This is a genomic window from Alphaproteobacteria bacterium, assembly GCA_016124955.1.
In the GTDB taxonomy this organism is placed as follows: domain Bacteria; phylum Pseudomonadota; class Alphaproteobacteria; order UBA9219; family RFNS01; genus RI-461.
Window position 1 is genome coordinate 110,380 of sequence record WGMR01000009.1, and the last position, 17,963, is coordinate 128,342.

At 61.0% G+C, this 17,963-nt stretch carries 18 protein-coding genes; 1 reads left to right on the plus strand and 17 read right to left on the minus strand.

All coding sequences use genetic code 11. The features are described 5' to 3' along the window. Nucleotides 1-38 precede the first annotated feature (38 nt). On the minus strand, nucleotides 39-281 hold the full coding sequence (locus tag GC131_09265) for a hypothetical protein (protein ID MBI1274254.1): 243 nt from the start codon (nucleotides 279-281) through the stop codon (nucleotides 39-41). A 198-nt stretch (nucleotides 282-479) separates the two neighbouring features. Between GC131_09265 and GC131_09270 the strand changes: the two genes are divergently transcribed. Continuing rightward, nucleotides 480-1,610, plus strand: a complete 1,131-nt coding sequence (locus tag GC131_09270) for a DUF2336 domain-containing protein (GenBank protein MBI1274255.1) — start codon at nucleotides 480-482, stop codon at nucleotides 1,608-1,610. A 51-nt stretch (nucleotides 1,611-1,661) separates the two neighbouring features. Here the strand turns inward: GC131_09270 and GC131_09275 are convergent, their stop codons facing one another. From GC131_09275 to GC131_09350, 16 genes are all read right to left on the minus strand, one after another. Then, the gene (locus GC131_09275) at nucleotides 1,662-2,063 is read right to left on the minus strand and encodes a hypothetical protein (protein MBI1274256.1); all 402 of its coding nucleotides are present in this window, start codon (nucleotides 2,061-2,063) and stop codon (nucleotides 1,662-1,664) included. Nucleotides 2,064-2,185: 122 nt separating this feature from the next. Next, entirely contained in the window at nucleotides 2,186-3,589 is a 1,404-nt protein-coding gene (locus GC131_09280; protein MBI1274257.1) for a nitronate monooxygenase, read from the minus strand. 129 nt (nucleotides 3,590-3,718) lie between these two features. Beyond that, the gene (gene pnp, locus GC131_09285; protein ID MBI1274258.1) at nucleotides 3,719-5,827 is read right to left on the minus strand and encodes a polyribonucleotide nucleotidyltransferase; all 2,109 of its coding nucleotides are present in this window, start codon (nucleotides 5,825-5,827) and stop codon (nucleotides 3,719-3,721) included. Between the two features lie 55 nt (nucleotides 5,828-5,882). Further along, complete coding sequence (locus GC131_09290) at nucleotides 5,883-6,374, minus strand: GNAT family N-acetyltransferase (GenBank protein MBI1274259.1); 492 nt, start codon at nucleotides 6,372-6,374, stop codon at nucleotides 5,883-5,885. Next, entirely contained in the window at nucleotides 6,371-6,640 is a 270-nt protein-coding gene (gene rpsO / locus GC131_09295; GenBank protein ID MBI1274260.1) for a 30S ribosomal protein S15, read from the minus strand. Before rpsO ends, GC131_09290 begins: the two co-directional genes overlap by 4 nt. 13 nt (nucleotides 6,641-6,653) lie before the next feature. After that, the gene (gene truB / locus GC131_09300; protein ID MBI1274261.1) at nucleotides 6,654-7,583 is read right to left on the minus strand and encodes a tRNA pseudouridine(55) synthase TruB; all 930 of its coding nucleotides are present in this window, start codon (nucleotides 7,581-7,583) and stop codon (nucleotides 6,654-6,656) included. A gap of 6 nt (nucleotides 7,584-7,589) precedes the next feature. Beyond that, complete coding sequence (gene rbfA / locus GC131_09305) at nucleotides 7,590-7,973, minus strand: 30S ribosome-binding factor RbfA (protein MBI1274262.1); 384 nt, start codon at nucleotides 7,971-7,973, stop codon at nucleotides 7,590-7,592. 28 nt (nucleotides 7,974-8,001) lie between these two features. After that, nucleotides 8,002-10,560, minus strand: a complete 2,559-nt coding sequence (infB, locus tag GC131_09310; protein ID MBI1274263.1) for a translation initiation factor IF-2 — start codon at nucleotides 10,558-10,560, stop codon at nucleotides 8,002-8,004. A 30-nt stretch (nucleotides 10,561-10,590) separates the two neighbouring features. Continuing rightward, nucleotides 10,591-12,096 carry a transcription termination/antitermination protein NusA gene (gene nusA / locus GC131_09315; protein ID MBI1274264.1) on the minus strand — a complete coding sequence of 502 codons (1,506 nt, stop codon included), beginning with the start codon at nucleotides 12,094-12,096 and terminating at the stop codon, nucleotides 10,591-10,593. A gap of 12 nt (nucleotides 12,097-12,108) precedes the next feature. After that, nucleotides 12,109-12,633 carry a ribosome maturation factor RimP gene (locus tag GC131_09320; GenBank protein MBI1274265.1) on the minus strand — a complete coding sequence of 175 codons (525 nt, stop codon included), beginning with the start codon at nucleotides 12,631-12,633 and terminating at the stop codon, nucleotides 12,109-12,111. A 230-nt stretch (nucleotides 12,634-12,863) separates the two neighbouring features. After that, nucleotides 12,864-12,983, minus strand: coding sequence for a cytochrome bd-I oxidase subunit CydX (gene cydX, locus GC131_09325; GenBank protein ID MBI1274266.1), 120 nt, complete (start codon nucleotides 12,981-12,983; stop codon nucleotides 12,864-12,866). Between the two features lie 13 nt (nucleotides 12,984-12,996). Beyond that, nucleotides 12,997-14,136: a cytochrome d ubiquinol oxidase subunit II gene (gene cydB / locus GC131_09330; GenBank protein MBI1274267.1), complete on the minus strand. Its 1,140-nt coding sequence runs from the start codon at nucleotides 14,134-14,136 to the stop codon at nucleotides 12,997-12,999. Nucleotides 14,137-14,145: 9 nt separating this feature from the next. Further along, nucleotides 14,146-15,660, minus strand: coding sequence for a cytochrome bd-I ubiquinol oxidase subunit CydA (locus tag GC131_09335; GenBank protein MBI1274268.1), 1,515 nt, complete (start codon nucleotides 15,658-15,660; stop codon nucleotides 14,146-14,148). Continuing rightward, complete coding sequence (locus GC131_09340; GenBank protein MBI1274269.1) at nucleotides 15,660-15,842, minus strand: hypothetical protein; 183 nt, start codon at nucleotides 15,840-15,842, stop codon at nucleotides 15,660-15,662. Before GC131_09340 ends, GC131_09335 begins: the two co-directional genes overlap by 1 nt. Nucleotides 15,843-15,967: 125 nt before the next feature. Further along, nucleotides 15,968-16,741 (minus strand): tRNA (guanosine(46)-N7)-methyltransferase TrmB, encoded by a 774-nt coding sequence (gene trmB, locus GC131_09345; GenBank protein ID MBI1274270.1) that lies wholly within the window; start codon nucleotides 16,739-16,741, stop codon nucleotides 15,968-15,970. Beyond that, nucleotides 16,690-17,865: a methionine adenosyltransferase gene (locus GC131_09350; protein ID MBI1274271.1), complete on the minus strand. Its 1,176-nt coding sequence runs from the start codon at nucleotides 17,863-17,865 to the stop codon at nucleotides 16,690-16,692. Before GC131_09350 ends, trmB begins: the two co-directional genes overlap by 52 nt. Between the last annotated feature and the right edge of the window lie 98 nt (nucleotides 17,866-17,963).

Sequence of the window (17,963 nt, forward strand, 5' to 3'; positions counted from 1 at the left end):
AAACAACGCATCGGACACGCATATCCGCGCACCGTAAATCAGATGGCAACGTCAATATGCTGGCCGCGCTTCGGCGTCGCGCCAACGCCGCTATGGGCGGGCTGATGGCCATCCTTGGCGGTCGTGTGGGTGGAATTGCTCCGGCTGCTTTGATCGTTCGGATCAATCGCACGCGGGGAAATGGGCGGAGTCACCTGCTGGACCGGGCGCAGAACCGTAACGGACTGGGTCTGCAGCACGGTCTGGGGCGCGGCCGGCAATGGTGGCGGAACGAGTTCCATAATCACCTAAAAATAAATGCAAGTAATGTAAGTAATTTTCGCACGGCCTGCATGAAGGAACTATTAATCAATCCATGATTGAGTCATGGCGGCAAAAAAGCAGGGACTATTCAGGAATTTAACAGGGTCGCGAAAAATTACCCTGTATTTGAGCCAATTGATGGCAATGACGAAAACCGCAATTTAACAGAAGTGTTCATGATCGAAATGTCGGAAGCACATGTCAAACAACTGATGGCGCTCGCGGGCGACCGTTCCGATGTGGGGCGCAAGCAGCTCGCTGAGGCGATGGCCGATATGTTCGTGGGCGAGGCGGTTGTGCTTTCCGCGCGCGAACAGGAACTGATCAACGAGATTATCGATGAGCTTCTGGCCAACAGCAAGGTGCCGGTGCGCACCGGGCTAAGCCAGAAACTTGCGACATCGAACCGCGTGCCGCGCCGCCTGCTTATGTCGCTTGCCTGCGACCATATCGAGGTCGCGCAGCCGGTGCTTGAAAATTCCTCGATCCTTTCCGACGAAGACCTGGTTTATATCGTTTCCTCGCAGCCCGCCGACCATGCCAAGGCCGTTGCACACCGCAAGGCGGTTTCCGAAGCGGTGGCCGATGCGCTGGTCGTGACCGGCGATGTCGAGGTGATGACGGTGCTGGCCACCAATCTTGGCGCCAGGATATCACCCAAAGCGATGACCGTGCTGGCCGAAGCCGCGCGTTTCACCGCCGCGCTGCGCGAACCCGTCATGCAGCGCCCGGAAGTGGACAAGGACACCGCAACCAAGATGTATTGGTGGGTCGGCGGCGAAATGCGCCGCTTTGCCATGAAGAAGTTCGGCATTCAGGCCGGCCAGATTGATGGCGCGCTGGAGCAGACGATCGACGAGATGCTCGGCAAGCACATGCTCGAGAAGAACGACGACGAGGCGATGAAGCAGGTGGCCGATTGGCTGGCGGAGCGCGAGGCCGTGAACACAAAGACGCTGATCCAGGTGCTGCGCATCGGCCACTTCCGCCTTTTCAACATCCTGCTCGCGCGCATGACGCGCCTTGATATCGCGGTGATCGACCATGTTGTGATCGAGCAGGGCGGCCGTTCGCTCGCGGCGCTGTGTCGCGCGATCGGCATCGACAAGCCGAACTTCGTTTCTCTGTTCCTGATTTCCCGCGGCGCCCGCCCGGATGACCAGGTTGTGCACCCGCGCGAACTGAGCCATGCGCTGGCGGCCTTCGACCGTATCAGCCTGCAGGTCTCGCAGCAGTTGCTTTCCGCCTGGCAAAAAGACCCCAGCTACCTGTTGCGCGGCGCCGCCGCCGTGCAGGCAGTGGAATAACAGGGCTGTTTTCCCCGATCAAGAACGACACAAGAAAGAATGTTTGCGGTCTTAGCCGCCCGGTACCGGCTTTGGCGCCAGAGCGCCGTGCGCATAGTGTATGAGCGAATCGACGGCGAGGACGGCATAGAAACCTGCCATTGCGCCAAGCATCAGGCCGAAACCGAAAGCCGCCCTTCGGTTATCCATTTTATCCTGGCCTTTTCCTCTTATCCGGCAAAAGACCGAAGTGGCTGCGCCGGCCACCGCGAGAGCAACTATGCTGCTTGCTATGGCCGCACCCGCGCTTATGCCGAACGGCAAGCCTACCGTGGCGGCGGCAAGCGAAAACACGGCATAAATGCCGCCCGCGCCCGCAAGTCCGGTATAAAAACCGCGCCGCCCGTTGGGGGTTAACCCACGCCCAAGCAGGCGATTGATTGCAGAAATCGGTTTGATGGACGGGGTTTTCATAAAATTCCTTTGGAAAAACCGGCAATTCAATAGGCGGTTTATAAAATAACCGCACCCGCTTCCGCAACAGAAACGTAAAAAAATTTTGCGCGTATGAATCGTGGTTAATGGGTGTGTATTGCCTAATACCCGCTGGCGATGCGTTCCACCAGTTCGCGCACGCTGGGGATGAACCCGTTCGCATAGAACGGATCCTTGCCGAAGCGGTAAGCGTTGTGGCCCGAAAACATGAGCTGGTTTTCGGTTTCATCCGAATGGCTGATTTTCTGCAATGTTTTCTGGATGCAGAAAGAACGCGGATCGGGCTTGCGGCCGGTGCTGTTATTGTGTTCGGCGTTCTGTGACCAGTTGGAAAACTGGCAGGCCGATAGACAGCCCATGCAATTGATCTGATCCTGCGTGATCTGCTGCGCGCGTTCGGGCGTGACGAACACCAGCGTGCTATCGGGCGTGCGCATCGCGCGCGTAAAGCCTGCATCGACCCAGGCTTGCGCCCGCGCCCTGTCTTCGGGCACGAGGAAAACCGGCTTGCCGACGGGGCCGATCTGGAACGGGGCGGTATGTTCGCCCACTTCTTCGAGCGCGTAGGCGATTTGCCGTTCCGACCGTTCCGTCAATTCCTGCAAGAAGGGATTGCGCACGGCGGACGAATAGAAGCCGGTGGGCGAAAACTTGTTCAAATAGACATCGCCGTTCTGCAAAGTCAGCAGCCGTTCCTTCCACGCGTCCGAAATCGGGCTTTCGCGCGTAAGCAGAGGGCGCGTGCCGAACTGGAAGGCGATCGGGCCAAGTTCGGGGTTGTCGAGCCAATCTTCCCATTCGCTGATCCACCAGACGCCGCCCGCCATTACGATCGGCACGTTATCCAGCCCGTATTCGCGCATCTGTTTGCGCAGCGCGAGCACGCGCGGGTACGGGTCTTCCGGCTTTTCCGGGTTTTCGCTGTTGGAAAGGCCGTTATGGCCGCCCGCCCGCCACGGATCTTCATAGACCACGGCCCCGAGCCATTCCTGCACCTTGCTGTAGGCGCGCAGCCATAGCGCGCGAAACGCCCGGCCGGATGAAACGATGGGGTAGTAATGCACGCCGTATTTGGAAGCGATATCGGCCAGTTTATAGGGCATGCCCGCGCCGCAGGTGATGCCGTTGATCAGGCCCTTCGCGCCTTCAAGGATGCCGTGCAGCACGCGTTCGGCGGCGCCCATTTCCCAAAGCACGTTCATGTGAATACGCCCGGCGCCGGATGCGATTTCGTGCGCGATGCGCGCCTGCGTGATGCCGCCGCGGATGGCGTAGGCGACCAGCTCTTCGTGCCGGTCCTTGCGGGTGCGGCCCTTGTAGGTTTGGGGAATAACGTTGCCGCGCTCGTCATAGCTGTCGGCGTTGACGCCGGAAAAAGTGCCGATGCCGCCCGCCGCCGCCCATGCGCCGCTGCTGCGGCCGCTGGATATGGAAATGCCCTTGCCGCCTTCAATCAGCGGCAGCACCTCGCGGCCCGACATAAGAAGTGCATTCAGTGCTTTCACGGCAAACCCCTCATTCAAAGACAAACTATAACAACGGCCGGGGGCGCTAGGCCAGTCCCATAATGGCAACGCCGCAGAAGTCCGCCTGCGCGCCCCCGCCCCGACCGGGGAAGGGGCGCGCGTAAGCGGTTAGCTCGCCTTCTTGTCTTCGCCGGTGGCCTGATCGACCGCTTTCATCGAAAGCTTGACCTTGCCGCGGTCATCGACGCCAAGAACCTTGACGCGAACCTCATCGCCTTCGTTGACGACTTCCGACACCTTGCCGACCCGGCGGTCCGCCAGTTCGGATATGTGCACGAGGCCGTCCTTGGCGCCGAGGAAGTTCACGAACGCACCGAAGTCCATGATCTTGACCACCTTGCCGGTATAGACCACGCCCACTTCGGGTTCCGCGACGATACCCTTGATCCAGTTGACGGCCGCTTCGAGCGCCTTGGCCTCGACCGCCGAAACCTTGACCGTGCCGTCATCCTCGATATCGATCTTGGCGCCGGTGGTCTCGCAAATTTCGCGAATAACCTTGCCGCCGGTCCCGATCACTTCGCGGATCTTGTCCTTCGGGATGTTCATCGACACGATACGCGGCGCGTTCTGGTTCACGCTGTCGCGTGCGCCCGTCAGCGCCTTGGCCATTTCGCCAAGGATGTGGATGCGGCCATCCTTCGCCTGATCGAGCGCGATCTTCATGATCTCCTCGGTGATCGAGGTGATCTTGATGTCCATCTGCAGCGACGTGACGCCCTTTTCGGTGCCCGCGACCTTGAAGTCCATGTCACCGAGATGATCCTCGTCGCCGAGGATGTCGGACAGCACGGCAAAGCCGCGATCTTCCTTGATCAGGCCCATGGCGATACCCGCCACCGGGCGCGTCAGCGGAACGCCGGCGTCCATCAGCGAGAGCGAGGTGCCGCACACCGTCGCCATCGAGGAAGAGCCGTTGGATTCGGTAATTTCCGAAACCACGCGCAGCGTGTAGGGGAACGCTTCCTTGCCGGGAAGCAGCGGGTGGATCGCGCGCCAGGCGAGCTTGCCGTGGCCGATTTCGCGACGCCCGGGGCTGCCCATGCGGCCGGTTTCACCGACCGAATAGGGCGGGAAGTTGTAGTGCAGCATGAAGTCTTCGCGGTATTCGCCCGCGAGCGCATCGATGATCTGCTCATCCTGCCCGGTGCCGAGCGTGGTGACGACCAGCGCCTGCGTTTCGCCGCGCGTGAACAGCGCCGAACCGTGGGTGCGGGGCAACACGCCGACCTCGGCCACGATCTGGCGCACGGTCTTGGTGTCGCGGCCGTCGATACGGCGCTTTTCGTCAAGCACGATACCGCGCACGAGGTTGTACTTCAGCTCGTCGATCTCGGTCGCGAGCGCCTGCGGGGTCGCTTCGGTATCCGGGATCGCGGCCTTGGCTTTTTCCTTGGCGGCGTCGAGCAGGGCATAGCGCTCCTGCTTCACGGTGTGCTTGTAGGCTTCCTTCAGATCGTTGCCGATCAGCGCATGCAACTTCTTTTGCAGGGCTTCGCGGTCATACGGCGCGGGCGGAACTTCGCGCGGTTCCTTGGCGCACATTTCCGCCAGCTCGATGATCATGTTGATCACGGGCTGGAATTCACGGTGACCGAACATCACGGCTTCCAGCATCTTGCCTTCCGGAAGTTCCTTGGCTTCGGATTCGACCATCAGCACGCCTTCCTGGGTGCCTGCGACCATGAGATCGAGTTCGGACGCTGTCATGTCGTCGATGGTCGGGTTCAGGATGAAGTTGCCGTCCTTGTAGCCGACGCGCGCCCCGGCGATCGGGCCGAGGAACGGAATGCCGGAGATGGTCAGGGCCGCCGAGCAGCCGATCATCGCGACGACATCCGGGTTGTTTTCAAGATCGTGGCTGAGCACGGTGGCGACCACCTGCGTATCGCAGCGGTAGCCTTCGGGGAACAGCGGGCGGATCGGCCTGTCGATCAGGCGGCTGACCAGCGTTTCGTTTTCCGAGGGGCGCCCTTCGCGCTTGAAAAAACCGCCCGGAATTTTACCGGCGGCGTAGGTCTTTTCCTGGTAATTGACGGTAAGGGGGAAGAAATCCTGTCCTTCCTTGGGTTTGCGGGCGCCGACCACGGTGCAAAGCACGGTGGTGCCGCCGAGGCTGGCTACGACCGAACCATCGGCCTGACGCGCGACTTTGCCGCTTTCCAGCACCAGCTGGCGGCCGCCCCAGTTCATTTCCTTACGATAGACTTTAAACATTGTACTCTTTCCTTCCTTTGTGAAGTCCCCGCCGCCCCTATGGCGGCAGGCCTTGTCAGCATTTTCCTTCTGACAAATTTTGGGATGCCACTGCTGGCGATAATTTTTTCCTGAAGCCGATGCGGGCGTGGCCGTTCGGCCCGCCTTCGAATTGCGTGAATTCCGTGTAGCCGTTGCGGGCATAGAAACCGGGGGCTTCGTAGCTCATGGTGGTGAGCCATACGGTGCGCGCATTATGCCGCAACGCCTCGTCCTCGATTTTCTTCATGATGCGGGTGCCCAGACCGCGCCCGCGACAGTCCTGCCTGACCCAAAGCCAGCCGACATAGGCATAGCCTTCGTCCACATAGGCCTTTGCGCCGCCCACAATGCTGCCCCACGGGCCGCGTTCGAGCACGGTGATATCTTCGTAGCTGATTGGCTTGCCTGTCTTGCGGTGCGCTTCTTCGAGCACACGCTTCGCAAGAAAGCTTCCCGCCCAGCGCGCACGCAGGCCGTGAAGAACAGTAGGGGACGATAGCGTGGCGGGCGTAAACAAGCGCCTTATTTCCTGATACCCAGCTTTTCGATCAGCGTTTCGTAACGCTTCGCGTCGATCTTCTTCAGATAATCGAGCATGCTGCGGCGGCGGCCGACCATGAGCAAAAGGCCGCGGCGGGAATGGTGATCCTTCGCGTGCTTCTGGAAGTGGCCGGTCAATTCGTTGATGCGCTCGGTCAGCAGCGCGATTTGGACCTCGGCCGAGCCCGTATCGTTGGTGCCGCGGCCGTATTCCTTGACGAGCGCCTGTTTGCGCTCCGTGTTAATCGACATCGTGTTACTCCTTCTATTGGCTGAAATTAAAACCGCGTGCCGGGTGCAGCATTCCGTCCTTGATCGTAACAAGTGCGACGGGGGTGCCGTTCTGGGTCGCCAGTGCCGTTTCCTTCCCTGCCGCGTGATCCATCACGCTGGCCATCTGGGCGTTCAACAGCACGGGTTGCCCGGTTTGCAACCGGTGCGCCTGAGCGGGCGTTAAAGCGAAAGCCGGGATGTCGTCCAGAACAGTCGCTATGCCCTTCAGGGCCGTTATGGCGCCGGTGTTATGCGACAAATCCTCAAGTTTTTCCAGTGAAATTGCATCTTCGACTGCGAACGGGCCCACACGGGTGCGCCGCAGGGCTGTAATATGGCCGTAAGTCCCTAATTTTAAAGCCAAATCCCGTGCCAAAGCCCTGATATAGGTGCCTTTGCCGCAATCCACCTCGAAATCGGCCAAATCGGGCCCGGGGGTGCCGCAGAGCCTGAAGGCATGGACCGTAACGCTGCGCTCCTGCAGCATCACATCTTCGCCCGCGCGGGCAAGGTCATAGGCCCGTTCCCCCGCCACCTTGACGGCGGAAAAGGCGGGCGGGCGCTGGCTGATGGTGCCTGTGAATGCGGGCAAGGCGGCTTCGATCTGTGCCGGCGACGGGCGTGCTTCGCTGCTGGCCGTGACCGCGCCTTCGCAATCGTCGGTGTTGCGCGCCTCGCCCCAGCGCACGGTGAAGCGATATGTTTTGTGGCTGCCCATGACATGGCCGACCAGCTTGGTCGCCTCGCCGCAGGCGATGGGCAGAATGCCTGTTGCCAGCGGATCGAGCGTGCCGCCATGCCCCGCCTTTTGCGCATTCAGCAGGCGTCGCACCTTGCCGAGCGCTTGCGTCGAGGTAAGGCCTGCGGGCTTATCAAGCACCAGCCAGCCATGGACGGGGTCGCCCTTGCGTTTTTTGCCCATGAAATTTTAATCGTCTTCGTGCGGCGCGAGATCGCGCGCCACGTCGGGCTGGTTCAGGATATCGTCGATGCGCTTGGCGTTATCGAAGGTGTCGTCGATGGCGAAACCAAGCTTCGGTACGTAGCGCAGCTTCACGGCGCGCGCGAGTTCGTGGCGGAAAAAACCGACCCTGGCATTCAGCGCTTCCACAATTTCGCTTGCAAGCCGCCCGCCGAGCGGCATGACGAAGGCGGTCGCGTTCTTCAGATCGGGGCTGACGCGCACTTCGGTCACGGTGATGGGGGTTTGGGTCATGTCCGGGGAAAGCGGAATATCGCCGCGCTGGAACACCGCCGCGAGCGCGTGGCGAAGCTCTTCGCCGACCCTGAGTTGTCGTTGGGAACGCATCATTGCCACCTGCAGGGAAAAAGCCGCGGCGCTAAAGCGACCGGGCGATCTCTTCCATCTCGAAGCATTCGATCACGTCGTTCGCTTCGATGTTGTCATAATTCTCGAATGCCATGCCGCATTCATAGCCTTCGCGTACTTCCTTCACTTCGTCCTTGATGCGCTTGAGCGTCTTGAGCGTGCCTTCATGGATCACGACGTTGTCGCGCAGCAGGCGCACGCCCGCGCCGCGCTTCACCACGCCTTCGGTCACCTTGCAGCCGGCGACCTTGCCGACCCTGGTGATGTTGAAGACCTGGAGAATCTGGGCGTTGCCGAGGAATTTTTCGCGCAGCGTGGGCGCCAGCATGCCGGTAAGCGCCTGTTTTACGTCGTCGATCACGTTATAGATGATCGAATAGTAGCGGATTTCGACACCGTCGCGCTTGGCGTGTTCGCGCGCTTGCGGATTGGCGCGCACGTTGAAGCCGATGATCATGGCTTTCGACGCGCTCGCGAGCGTGATATCGGATTCGGTGATTGCGCCCACGGCGGCATCGAGCACGCGGACCTTAACCTCATCGTTATTGGCGGAAAGCTTTTCAAGCGCGGTCTTGATCGCCTCGATCGAGCCGTGCACGTCGCCCTTGAGCAGGACGCCGAGCTCCTTGGCCTGGCCGGTCTTGATGTCTTCGAGCATCTGTTCGAGCGAGCCGCGCGCCGTTGCGGTCGCGTGTGCGCTGCGGCGCTGGCGCTGGCGGAAATCGCTGATTTCGCGCGCCCGCGCTTCGTTTTCGACCACGATGAAATCGTCGCCCGCTTGCGGCGTAGAATTAATGCCCAGCACCTCGACCGGTGTGGCGGGCCCGGCTTCCTGCACGTTGCCGCCGCGATCGTCGATCAGCGCACGCACCTTGCCCCATTCGCCGCCGGCGACGAAAATATCGCCCACGCGCAACGTGCCCTTTTGCACCAGAACGGTGGCGACGCTGCCGCGGCCCTTTTCGAGCTTGGCTTCGACCACCGCGCCTTCGGCGGCGCGGTTCGGGTTGGCCTTAAGCTCAAGGATTTCCGCCTGCAACAACAGGGTTTCGAGCAGCTTGTCGAGGTTCATGCGCGTCTTGGCCGATATTTCGACCGAAAGCACATCGCCGCCCATTTCTTCGACCTGAATATCGTGCTGCAACAAACCTTGCCGCACGCGGTCTGGGTTGGCGGCGGGAAGGTCGCACTTGTTGATGGCGACGATGATCGGAACGTTCGCTGCCTTGGCGTGGGTGATGGCTTCAATCGTTTGCGGCATGATGCCGTCATCGGCTGCGACCACCAGAACGACAATATCGGTTACGGTCGCGCCGCGCGCGCGCATTTCGGTGAAAGCGGCGTGGCCCGGCGTATCGATGAAGGTGACGCGGTCGAAACCGTGTTTCTTCTTGTCCATAATGACCTGGTAGGCGCCGATATGCTGGGTGATGCCGCCCGCTTCGCCCGCGACCACATCGGTGGTGCGCAGCGCATCGAGCAGGGAAGTTTTGCCGTGATCGACATGGCCCATGACCGTAACAATCGGCGGACGGGGCAGCAGATCGCCCGCTTCGTCTTCGATCTTAAGGCCAATTTCGACATCGGATTCGGTGACGCGCTTGATGCGATGCCCGAATTCGTTGGCGACCAGCTCGGCTGTGTCGGCATCAATCGTTTGCGTGATGGTGGCCATAACGCCAAGCTTCATGAGCGATTTGATCACGTCCGCGCCGCGCTCGGCCATGCGGCTCGCCAGTTCCTGCACCGTGATCACTTCGGGCAAAATCACATCGCGCGTAACTTTTTGGGCTTCCTGCGCATGCTGCTGGGCCTGGCGCTTTTCGCGCTGGATGCGGCGACGCATGGAGGCGACGCTATAGGTGCGTTCGCTGTCGTCGCCCGAAAGCGCCTTGGCGACGTCGATGCGGCCGGTCTGGCGGCGGTTGTCGCCGCGCCCCCGTGACGGTACGCCGCGGCGCTTGCGCGCGCCTTCATCGTCGTCTTCGCGGCCAACGCCGCGCCCGGCCATCTTGGCGGCCGCGGTTTCGCCCGCGCGGCGCGCCATGCCGTCGCGGTCGCTTTCGGTGCGGGCGCCGCTGGCGTAGCCGCGGCGCGATTCCATTTCCTGTTTGCGCTTGTCGGCTTCGGCGCGCTCCTGTTCCTGGATCTGGCGCAGCTCTTCCAGTTCGCGCTTGCGGTGCGGATCGCTTTCGGCCTCGACATCGGCGGCGGTGACGGCGGGTTCCTGGGGTTCTGCCGCCGCTTCGGGCTCTTCGGGCATGCTGCGGCGCTTTTCGCCTTCAAGGGCGGCGCCGCGCAGCGCGCGCATGCGCGCATCCCGCTCTTCCTGTGTGAGGTTGCGGCCACCCGGCGCGGCTTGTGCCGCATCGCCTGCTTCGCCGCCGCGCGCTTCCACGCCATCGCGCTTGCGCCTTACCTCGACCGCGACCGTCTTGGTGCGGCCGTGGCTGAAGCTTTGCCGGACAGAGCCGGCCTGGCCGCCGGCGCCCGGATCAACCGGCTTTTTCAGCTCCAGCTTCGGGCGATCGCCGAGACTCAGGACTTTCTTTTTTTTCTGCTCGGTCATTCTTTATGTCCCGGTTGTGGTGATTGGCGCTCATGACGCGTCTTGTTCGGACGGGGCTTCCCCATCGAACCAGTGTGCGCGGGCCGCCATAATAAGTTCATTGCCCTTGGTTTCGCTAAGCTGATCCGTGCCGAGGATCTCGCGCAGCTCGTCGCTGGCAAGGTCGCCGACATCGTCCAGCGTCTTGATTTCCTTTTCACCGAGCTTGACGGCGAATTCCACCGTCATGTGCGGCAACGCCATCACGTCATCGACCACGCCAAGCTCCTTGCGCTTGGCTTCGAGCGCGGCGGCGCGTTCCGCAAGCCATGTGCGGGCGCGCTGCTGCAGCTCTTCGGCCACTTCGGCGTCAAAGCCCTCGATTTCGGCCAACTCGTCGAGCTGCGTTTCGGCGATCTGTTCGACACGGGTGAAGCCTTCGGCCACCAGCAGATGCGCGATCACGTCATCGACCGCCAGCGCTTCGAGGAACAGCGCGGTGCGGCTGCGGACTTCTTCCTGCCTGCGTTCACTTTCTTCCTTTTCGGTCAGGATATCGATATCCCAGCCGGTCAGCATGGCCGCGAGGCGCACGTTCTGGCCGCGGCGACCGATGGCGAGCGAAAGCTGCTCGTCCGGCACAACGACATCCATGCGGTGGTTTTCTTCATCAAGCACGACCTTGGCCACTTCGGCCGGAGCCAGCGCATTGACGACGAAGGTTGCCGGGTCTTGCGACCAGGGAATGATGTCGATCTTCTCGCCCTGCAGTTCGCCGACAACGGCCTGCACGCGGCTGCCGCGCATACCGACGCAGGCGCCGACGGGGTCGATGCTGCTGTCGTTGGAAACCACGGCGATCTTGGCGCGGCTGCCCGGATCGCGGGCAACCGACTTGATCTCGATGATGCCGTCATAGATTTCCGGCACTTCCTGCGCGAACAGTTTGGCCATGAACATGGGGTGGGTGCGGGAAAGGAAAATCTGCGGACCGCGGACTTCTTCGCGCACATCGTAGATGTAGGCGCGCACGCGGTCGCCGTTTTTGAAATGTTCGCGCGGCAGGCATTCGTCGCGGCGCAGCACGCCTTCGGCGCGGCCGAGATCGACCGTGACATTGCCGTATTCCACGCGCTTGACGATGCCGTTGATAACCTCGCCGCCGCGATCCTTGTATTCTTCGTACTGGCGCTTGCGTTCGGCTTCGCGCACCTTCTGCACGATCACCTGCTTGGCGGTCTGGGCGGCGATGCGCCCGAAATCGATCGGCGGCAGATCGTCGATGATAAATTCGCCCAGCGCGGCGTCGGAACGCATCTTTTTCGCGGCCTTGAGCGGGATCTGGGTAAATTCGTTTTCGACCGGGTCGGCGACTTCGAGAAAGCGTTGCAGCTTGATATCGCCGGTCTTGCGGTCGATCGTGGCGCGGATATCGTGTTCGTGGCCGTATTTGGAGCGGCCGGCCTTCTGGATCGCCTGTTCCATCGCGATAAGCACTTCATCGCGTTCGATGGCCTTTTCGCGGGCGACGGCGTCAGCTACGTGCAACAGTTCCATTTTTTCCTCTGCTTACTTTCTGTTTCCAGCCTTGATCAAATCGTCCGTTATCACCAGCCTCGCTTTCGCGACCGCCGTCAGCGGCAACGCGATAAGGCCGAAACCTTCCACTACCATTTCAACCAGCGTGCCGCTTGCTTCTTCGCGTACGCCTTCGAGCCGGCCCTTGAAATTCTTTCGCCCCGGCTTTCCTTCGGCCACGGCGATATTCATGGGCGCCAGGGTTTCGATCTTCACCTCGCATCCTGCGAAGCGCACGAAATCCTCGCGCCGCGTCAGCGGCCTGTCGATACCGGGCGAACCAACCTCCAGCATATAGTTGCCGGGGATCACATCGCCTTCATCCAGCATCGCGCCGAGCGCGCGGCTGATCGCCGCGCAATTCTCGACCGTGACGGCGCTGCGGTCCGCCCGCTCCGCCATCACCTGCAGGGTCAACCCGGCCTGCGCCCCCATAAGCTGGAGCTGGACGAGGTCGAACCCCATCCCGGCCAGTAAGGGCCGGATCATATCCGTGAGCTGCGCGTTCGATGGCAGTGCGGTCATGATCGTTCCGGCCCCATAATTACCCCGGCAGTCTTCCCAAAGCGGCTTTTTCATAACCCTTTCCGGGGCAACAAAAAAGGCGGGCTTTTGGCCCACCTCAAAGTCAATCTATGAGAATGGGCCTTTTTATAGCGTTTTCAGGAGGGAAAGCAAGCGGAAACTATGCCGCGCGGCGGCCGTGAATTCACATAACTATTTGATATAAAACAATAATATTTTTCTCAATCCTTGTTTGCAGGCTTGTCCGCCTTTTTGTCGGCCTCAAGCTCAAACCACAAGGCGTTCAGAATGCCAAAGGCGCAAGCGAGCCCGAGGCCCAGAATCCAGCTAAAATACCACATAAGCGCGCCCTCCCTAGTAAAGCTGGTCGGATTGTTTGGTGATTTGCCCCGCCGTCACCTTGCCGCGCAGCACATGATAGACCCACGCCGTGTAAGCGAGGATGAGCGGCAGAAAAATCACGACCGACACCGTCATGATAACGAGCGTTGTCTGGCTTGAAGACGTATCCCATACCGTAAGGCTGACATCCGGGTTCAGCGATGAAGGCAGCAAAAACGGAAAGATGCTGACGCCTGCGGTGCCGATCATGCCTGCCTGCACGCACGAGCTTCCGATGAAGGCAAGCAGCGGCTTTTCCGCCCGCGCACACATAATTGCCATCGATGCGCCCGCGAAAACGAGCAGCGGCGCAGCCAGCATCCACGGCATGGCGCGATAGTTCGCCAGCCATGCGCCAGCTTCGCGCACGACATCCTTCGCGAGCGGGTCGGAAGGCCCGTCGGGAACGATGGCGCTTACGATCCTGTAGCCATCGATCCCCGTCGCGATCCACCAGCCCGCCAGCGCGAACAGCGCCATGACAAGACAGGCAAGCCAAACCGTGATGGTCCGCGCGCGTGCATCGACCGGCGTGCCCGCCTTCACATGCAGCCACGCCGCCCCCTGCAGCGCCAGCATCGCTACGCTGGCAAGGCCACACAGCAACGCGAACGGGTTCAAAAGACCGAGCAGCGTGCCGGCGTAGGTCATGCGCATGCTGTCGTCGAAGGTGAAGGGCACGCCCTGCAGGACATTGCCGACCGCAACGCCGAAGATCAATGCGGGCACGAAGCCGCCGGCGAACAGGGCGCAATCCCATACATTTCGCCATATAACGCTATCGATCTTGCCGCGAAATTTAAAGCCGACCGGACGCAGGATAAGCGCGCAAAGCGCAAGAAACATGGCGAGATAGAAGCCGGAAAAAGAAACCGCATACAGTGTCGGCCATGCCGCAAACACCGCGCCGGCGCCAAGAATAAGCCAGACCTGGTTGCCTTCCCACACCGGGCCGACCGTGTTGATGATGATGCGCCGCTCTGTATCGTTGTGGCCAAGCGCGGGTATCAGCATGGCCGAGCCCATATCGAAGCCATCCATGATCGCGAAGCCGATCAAAAGCACGCCAAGCAGAACCCACCAGATCAGGCGCAGAATTTCATAATCGAGCATGGCTTCCCCCTATGCCGCCATTTTCGGGCCCTGCCGCACCGCGCGCAGCATCAGCACGATATCCACGACCAGTAGCGTGGAATAGAATAGAACGAACCCCACCAGCGTGACCCAGACATTCCCGGCGCTGACCGACGAGGCCGAAAGGAAAGTCGGCAGCACGCCGTCGATCGTCCATGGCTGGCGGCCCATTTCAGCCACGATCCAGCCCAGCTCGGCCGCGATCCACGGCAGCGGCAAAGACCAAAGCGCAAGTTTCAGGAACCATGGATGCTTGTCGAGCCGCCGCCGGCTGGAAAGATAAAAGCCGAAAGCGAACAGCGCGATAAAATAGAAACCAAGCGCAACCATAACGCGGAAGCTCCAGAACAACACGGGGACGTTGGGCACCGTATCCCATGCGGCGCGGTCGATCTGTTCGGGCGTGGCCTTGGCCGGGTCTTCCATATAGCGTTTGAGCAGCAACGCGTAGCCGAGATCGTCACGGTAATCGTTGAACTTGCGTTGCCAGTAGCTGTCGCCTTTGTCCTTGCGCAGCGCCGCCAGCGCCTGCCATGCGACCATGCCGCGCTTGATGCGGTCTTTTGCTTGCGTGACCAGCTCGTGCACGCCCTTCACCTCGCCATCGATCGAACGCGTGGCGATAAGCCCCAGCACCCAAGGCAGCTTGATTTCGAAATGCGTGACCTTTTCTTTTTGATCGGGCAGACCGAACAGCGCGAAGCCGGCCGGCGCGGGCTCGGTGTGCCACATCGCCTCGATCGCCGCAATTTTCATCTTCTGGCTTTGGCTGGCGGTATAGCCGCTTTCATCGCCGAGCACGACGACCGAGAGCGCCGCCGCGAGACCGAAACTGAGCGCGACCGTCATGGAACGTTTGGCGAGTTCGATATGTTTTTTACGCAAAAGATACAGCGCGCTGATCGAAAGCACGAACATCGCGCCGGTGACGTAGCCGGCGCTGACGGTATGCACGAACTTCGCCTGCGCCACGGGGTTGAAGATTACGGCGGCAAAATCGGAAACTTCCATGCGCATGGTATCGACATTGAAAACCGCGCCGACAGGATTTTGCATCCATCCGTTTGCGATCAGGATCCAGAGCGCGGAAAAGTTGGTGCCGATCGCCAGCAACCAGGTGACGATAAGGTGTTGCAGGCGGCTTAGCTTGTCCCAGCCAAAGAAAAACAGCCCGACAAAGGTCGCTTCGAGGAAAAAGGCCATCAGGCCTTCGATCGCCAGCGGCGCCCCGAAAATATCGCCGACATAATGCGAATAATAGGCCCAGTTGGTGCCAAACTGGAATTCCATGGTGATGCCGGTGGCCACGCCCATGGCGAAGTTGATGCCAAACAAAAGCCCCCAGAACTTGACCATGTCGCGCCATATTGCGCGCCCCGTCATGACATAGACGCTTTCCATAATCGCGAGGATGAAGGCGAGCCCGAGCGTAAGCGGCACGAACAGGAAGTGGTACAGCGCCGTCAGCGCGAACTGGAGGCGGGAAAGATCAACGACGTCCATCAGGGGCTCCGCGGCTGCTCACGGGAAAAGAAAAGATCGCGCACCATATCCGGTTTTACATGGATTTTCGCAGGGCCAAACACGAACAGGGCGGCAAGAATGACGATAACGAATTTGACCGCCAGCAAAATCACGATATCGCGACCGATGCGGTTTCTGGGAAGCAAGGATATCTTGGCCATGCGGGCGCATGCATTTTGTTGGGCGCGAACAGGAAGCACTATGCCCGGCGCCCCCGCAAAAATCAATTCTATGCACGCTTAACAAGACTTATGCGGTCTTGTTTGCCAACATCCGGCTATGCGGTTCAGCGGCGCACGAACATATAATAGGCGGGCGCGCGGCCTTGCCGAACGGCCTTTTGTTCGTAGCGCGTTGCGGGCCAATCATCGGGCCGCGCAGGCAAAAGCCCGGCATAGCTGCCCGGCGCGGGCGTAAAGGCGTCCGCATCCTTGCCCGCCATCTGCTCGGCAAACCATTGTTGCAAACCGGGATCGTCGGTCGCGAGCCGCAATTGCGCGCCCGGCTGCATCACGCGCGCGAGCCGCGGCAGATTTTCCGGGCCGATGAAGCGTCGCCGCGCGTGGCGCTTTTTCGGCCACGGATCCGGGAACAAAACAAAACAGCGCGCGATGGACGCATCGGGCAGTTTATCGAGCAGCAGGCGCGCATCATCGGGGAAAATGCGCACATTGCGCAGACCCTGCGTATCGATATGTGCGAGCAGGCTGGCGACGCCGTTGACGAAGGGTTCGCTGCCGATCATGCCGGCGGCGGGGTTGGCGGCCGCCTGCGCCGCAAGATGTTCGCCGCCGCCGAACCCGATTTCAAGCCAGCAGGCTTCGGGCGCATGCCTGAAAATTGCGGCGGGCGTGAGCGCGCCTTCGCGCGGCAACGCAACCTGCATGGCGGGCAGCAGCGTATCGGTGAGCGTGACGCGGTGCGCCGTCAGCGGCCGTCCCTTGCGGCGGCCATAGAAAGACGGCGCGGCGGCCTGCGGACCGCCGCTTTCGCCCAGGTCTTTTATGGCTAGACCCTCAGTGCGCTTTTCAGCTTGGGCGCGAGATCCAGTTTTTCCCATGAGAAGTGCCCGTCCGCCTCGGGCTCGCGGCCGAAATGGCCGTAAGCCGCGGTTTTGGCGTAGATCGGCCGGTTGAGCTGGAGATGTTCGCGAATCGCGCGCGGGCTGAGATTGACCAGATCCTGCAGCGCCTTCACCAGTTGCTCTTCCGAAACCTTGCCGGTGTCATGCATGTTGGCATAGAGCGACAGGGGCTTGGAAACGCCGATGGCATAGGAAACCTGCAGCGTGCAACGCTCGGCGATGCCCGCGGCCACGATATTCTTGGCCAGGTAGCGCATCATGTATGCGGCCGAACGATCGACCTTGGTGGGGTCCTTGCCCGAAAACGCGCCGCCGCCATGCGGGGCTGCGCCGCCGTAAGTATCGACGATGATCTTGCGCCCGGTCAGGCCGCAATCGCCATCCGGACCGCCGATAACAAAACGGCCCGTGGGGTTCACGTAGAAGTTTTCTTCCCCGCACATCCAGCCTTCAGGCAGCGTCTTTTCGACGTGCGGACGCACGATTTCGCGCACTTCCTTCAGATCGACATTCTCGTCGTGCTGGGTGGACACCACGATCTGCGAAGCGCGGATCGGCATGCCGTTTTCATATTCCAGCGTGACCTGGCTTTTCGCGTCCGGCCCGAGCTGCGCGGCTTCGCCGCTGTGGCGGGCTTCGGCCATGCTTTGCAGGATGCGGTGCGAATAATGGATCGCGGCGGGCATGTAGGAAGGGGTTTCGCGGCAGGCGTAGCCGAACATAATGCCCTGGTCGCCCGCGCCCTCATCCTTGTCGTCGCCGGCATCGACGCCCTGCGCGATATCGCCCGATTGTGCGTGCACATGGTTTTCGACCGCGGCCCATTGCCAGTGGAAGCCCTTTTGGGCGTAGCCGATATCGCGCACGGCGGCGCGGGCCGCATCTTCCATAGCCGACGGGGGCAGCTCGGCGGCCGAGCGCATTTCGCCCGCGATCACGATGCGGTTGGTGGTGGCAAGGGTTTCGATCGCGAGGCGCGACTGCGGATCGTGCTTCAGGTACAGATCGACGATGGTATCGGAAATACGGTCGCACAGCTTATCGGGGTGGCCTTCGGAAACGGATTCGCTGGTGAAGAAAAAACGTTCTGCGTTGCTCATAATAGTATCCGGGATAAAGGTTACAGGGATGCCCGCAAGCGGCCGGATAAGACAGCACACATGGCGCGGGCGATCAAGCCCGGAAACGCCTGTTGCAG

Coding starts and splice junctions, on each gene's coding strand:
- GC131_09275 (MBI1274256.1), bottom strand. CDS start 2,063: ATGAAAACCCCGTCCATCAAACCGATTTCTGCAATCAATCGCCTGCTT.
- pnp (MBI1274258.1), bottom strand. CDS start 5,827: ATGTTTAAAGTCTATCGTAAGGAAATGAACTGGGGCGGCCGCCAGCTG.
- rbfA (MBI1274262.1), bottom strand. CDS start 7,973: ATGATGCGTTCCCAACGACAACTCAGGGTCGGCGAAGAGCTTCGCCAC.
- rpsO (MBI1274260.1), bottom strand. CDS start 6,640: ATGTCGATTAACACGGAGCGCAAACAGGCGCTCGTCAAGGAATACGGC.
- nusA (MBI1274264.1), bottom strand. CDS start 12,096: ATGGAACTGTTGCACGTAGCTGACGCCGTCGCCCGCGAAAAGGCCATC.
- GC131_09270 (MBI1274255.1), top strand. CDS start 480: ATGATCGAAATGTCGGAAGCACATGTCAAACAACTGATGGCGCTCGCG.
- cydX (MBI1274266.1), bottom strand. CDS start 12,983: ATGTGGTATTTTAGCTGGATTCTGGGCCTCGGGCTCGCTTGCGCCTTT.
- GC131_09350 (MBI1274271.1), bottom strand. CDS start 17,865: ATGAGCAACGCAGAACGTTTTTTCTTCACCAGCGAATCCGTTTCCGAA.
- infB (MBI1274263.1), bottom strand. CDS start 10,560: ATGACCGAGCAGAAAAAAAAGAAAGTCCTGAGTCTCGGCGATCGCCCG.
- GC131_09335 (MBI1274268.1), bottom strand. CDS start 15,660: ATGGACGTCGTTGATCTTTCCCGCCTCCAGTTCGCGCTGACGGCGCTG.
- GC131_09340 (MBI1274269.1), bottom strand. CDS start 15,842: ATGGCCAAGATATCCTTGCTTCCCAGAAACCGCATCGGTCGCGATATC.
- GC131_09265 (MBI1274254.1), bottom strand. CDS start 281: ATGGAACTCGTTCCGCCACCATTGCCGGCCGCGCCCCAGACCGTGCTG.
- cydB (MBI1274267.1), bottom strand. CDS start 14,136: ATGCTCGATTATGAAATTCTGCGCCTGATCTGGTGGGTTCTGCTTGGC.
- truB (MBI1274261.1), bottom strand. CDS start 7,583: ATGGGCAAAAAACGCAAGGGCGACCCCGTCCATGGCTGGCTGGTGCTT.
- trmB (MBI1274270.1), bottom strand. CDS start 16,741: ATGGGAAAAACTGGATCTCGCGCCCAAGCTGAAAAGCGCACTGAGGGT.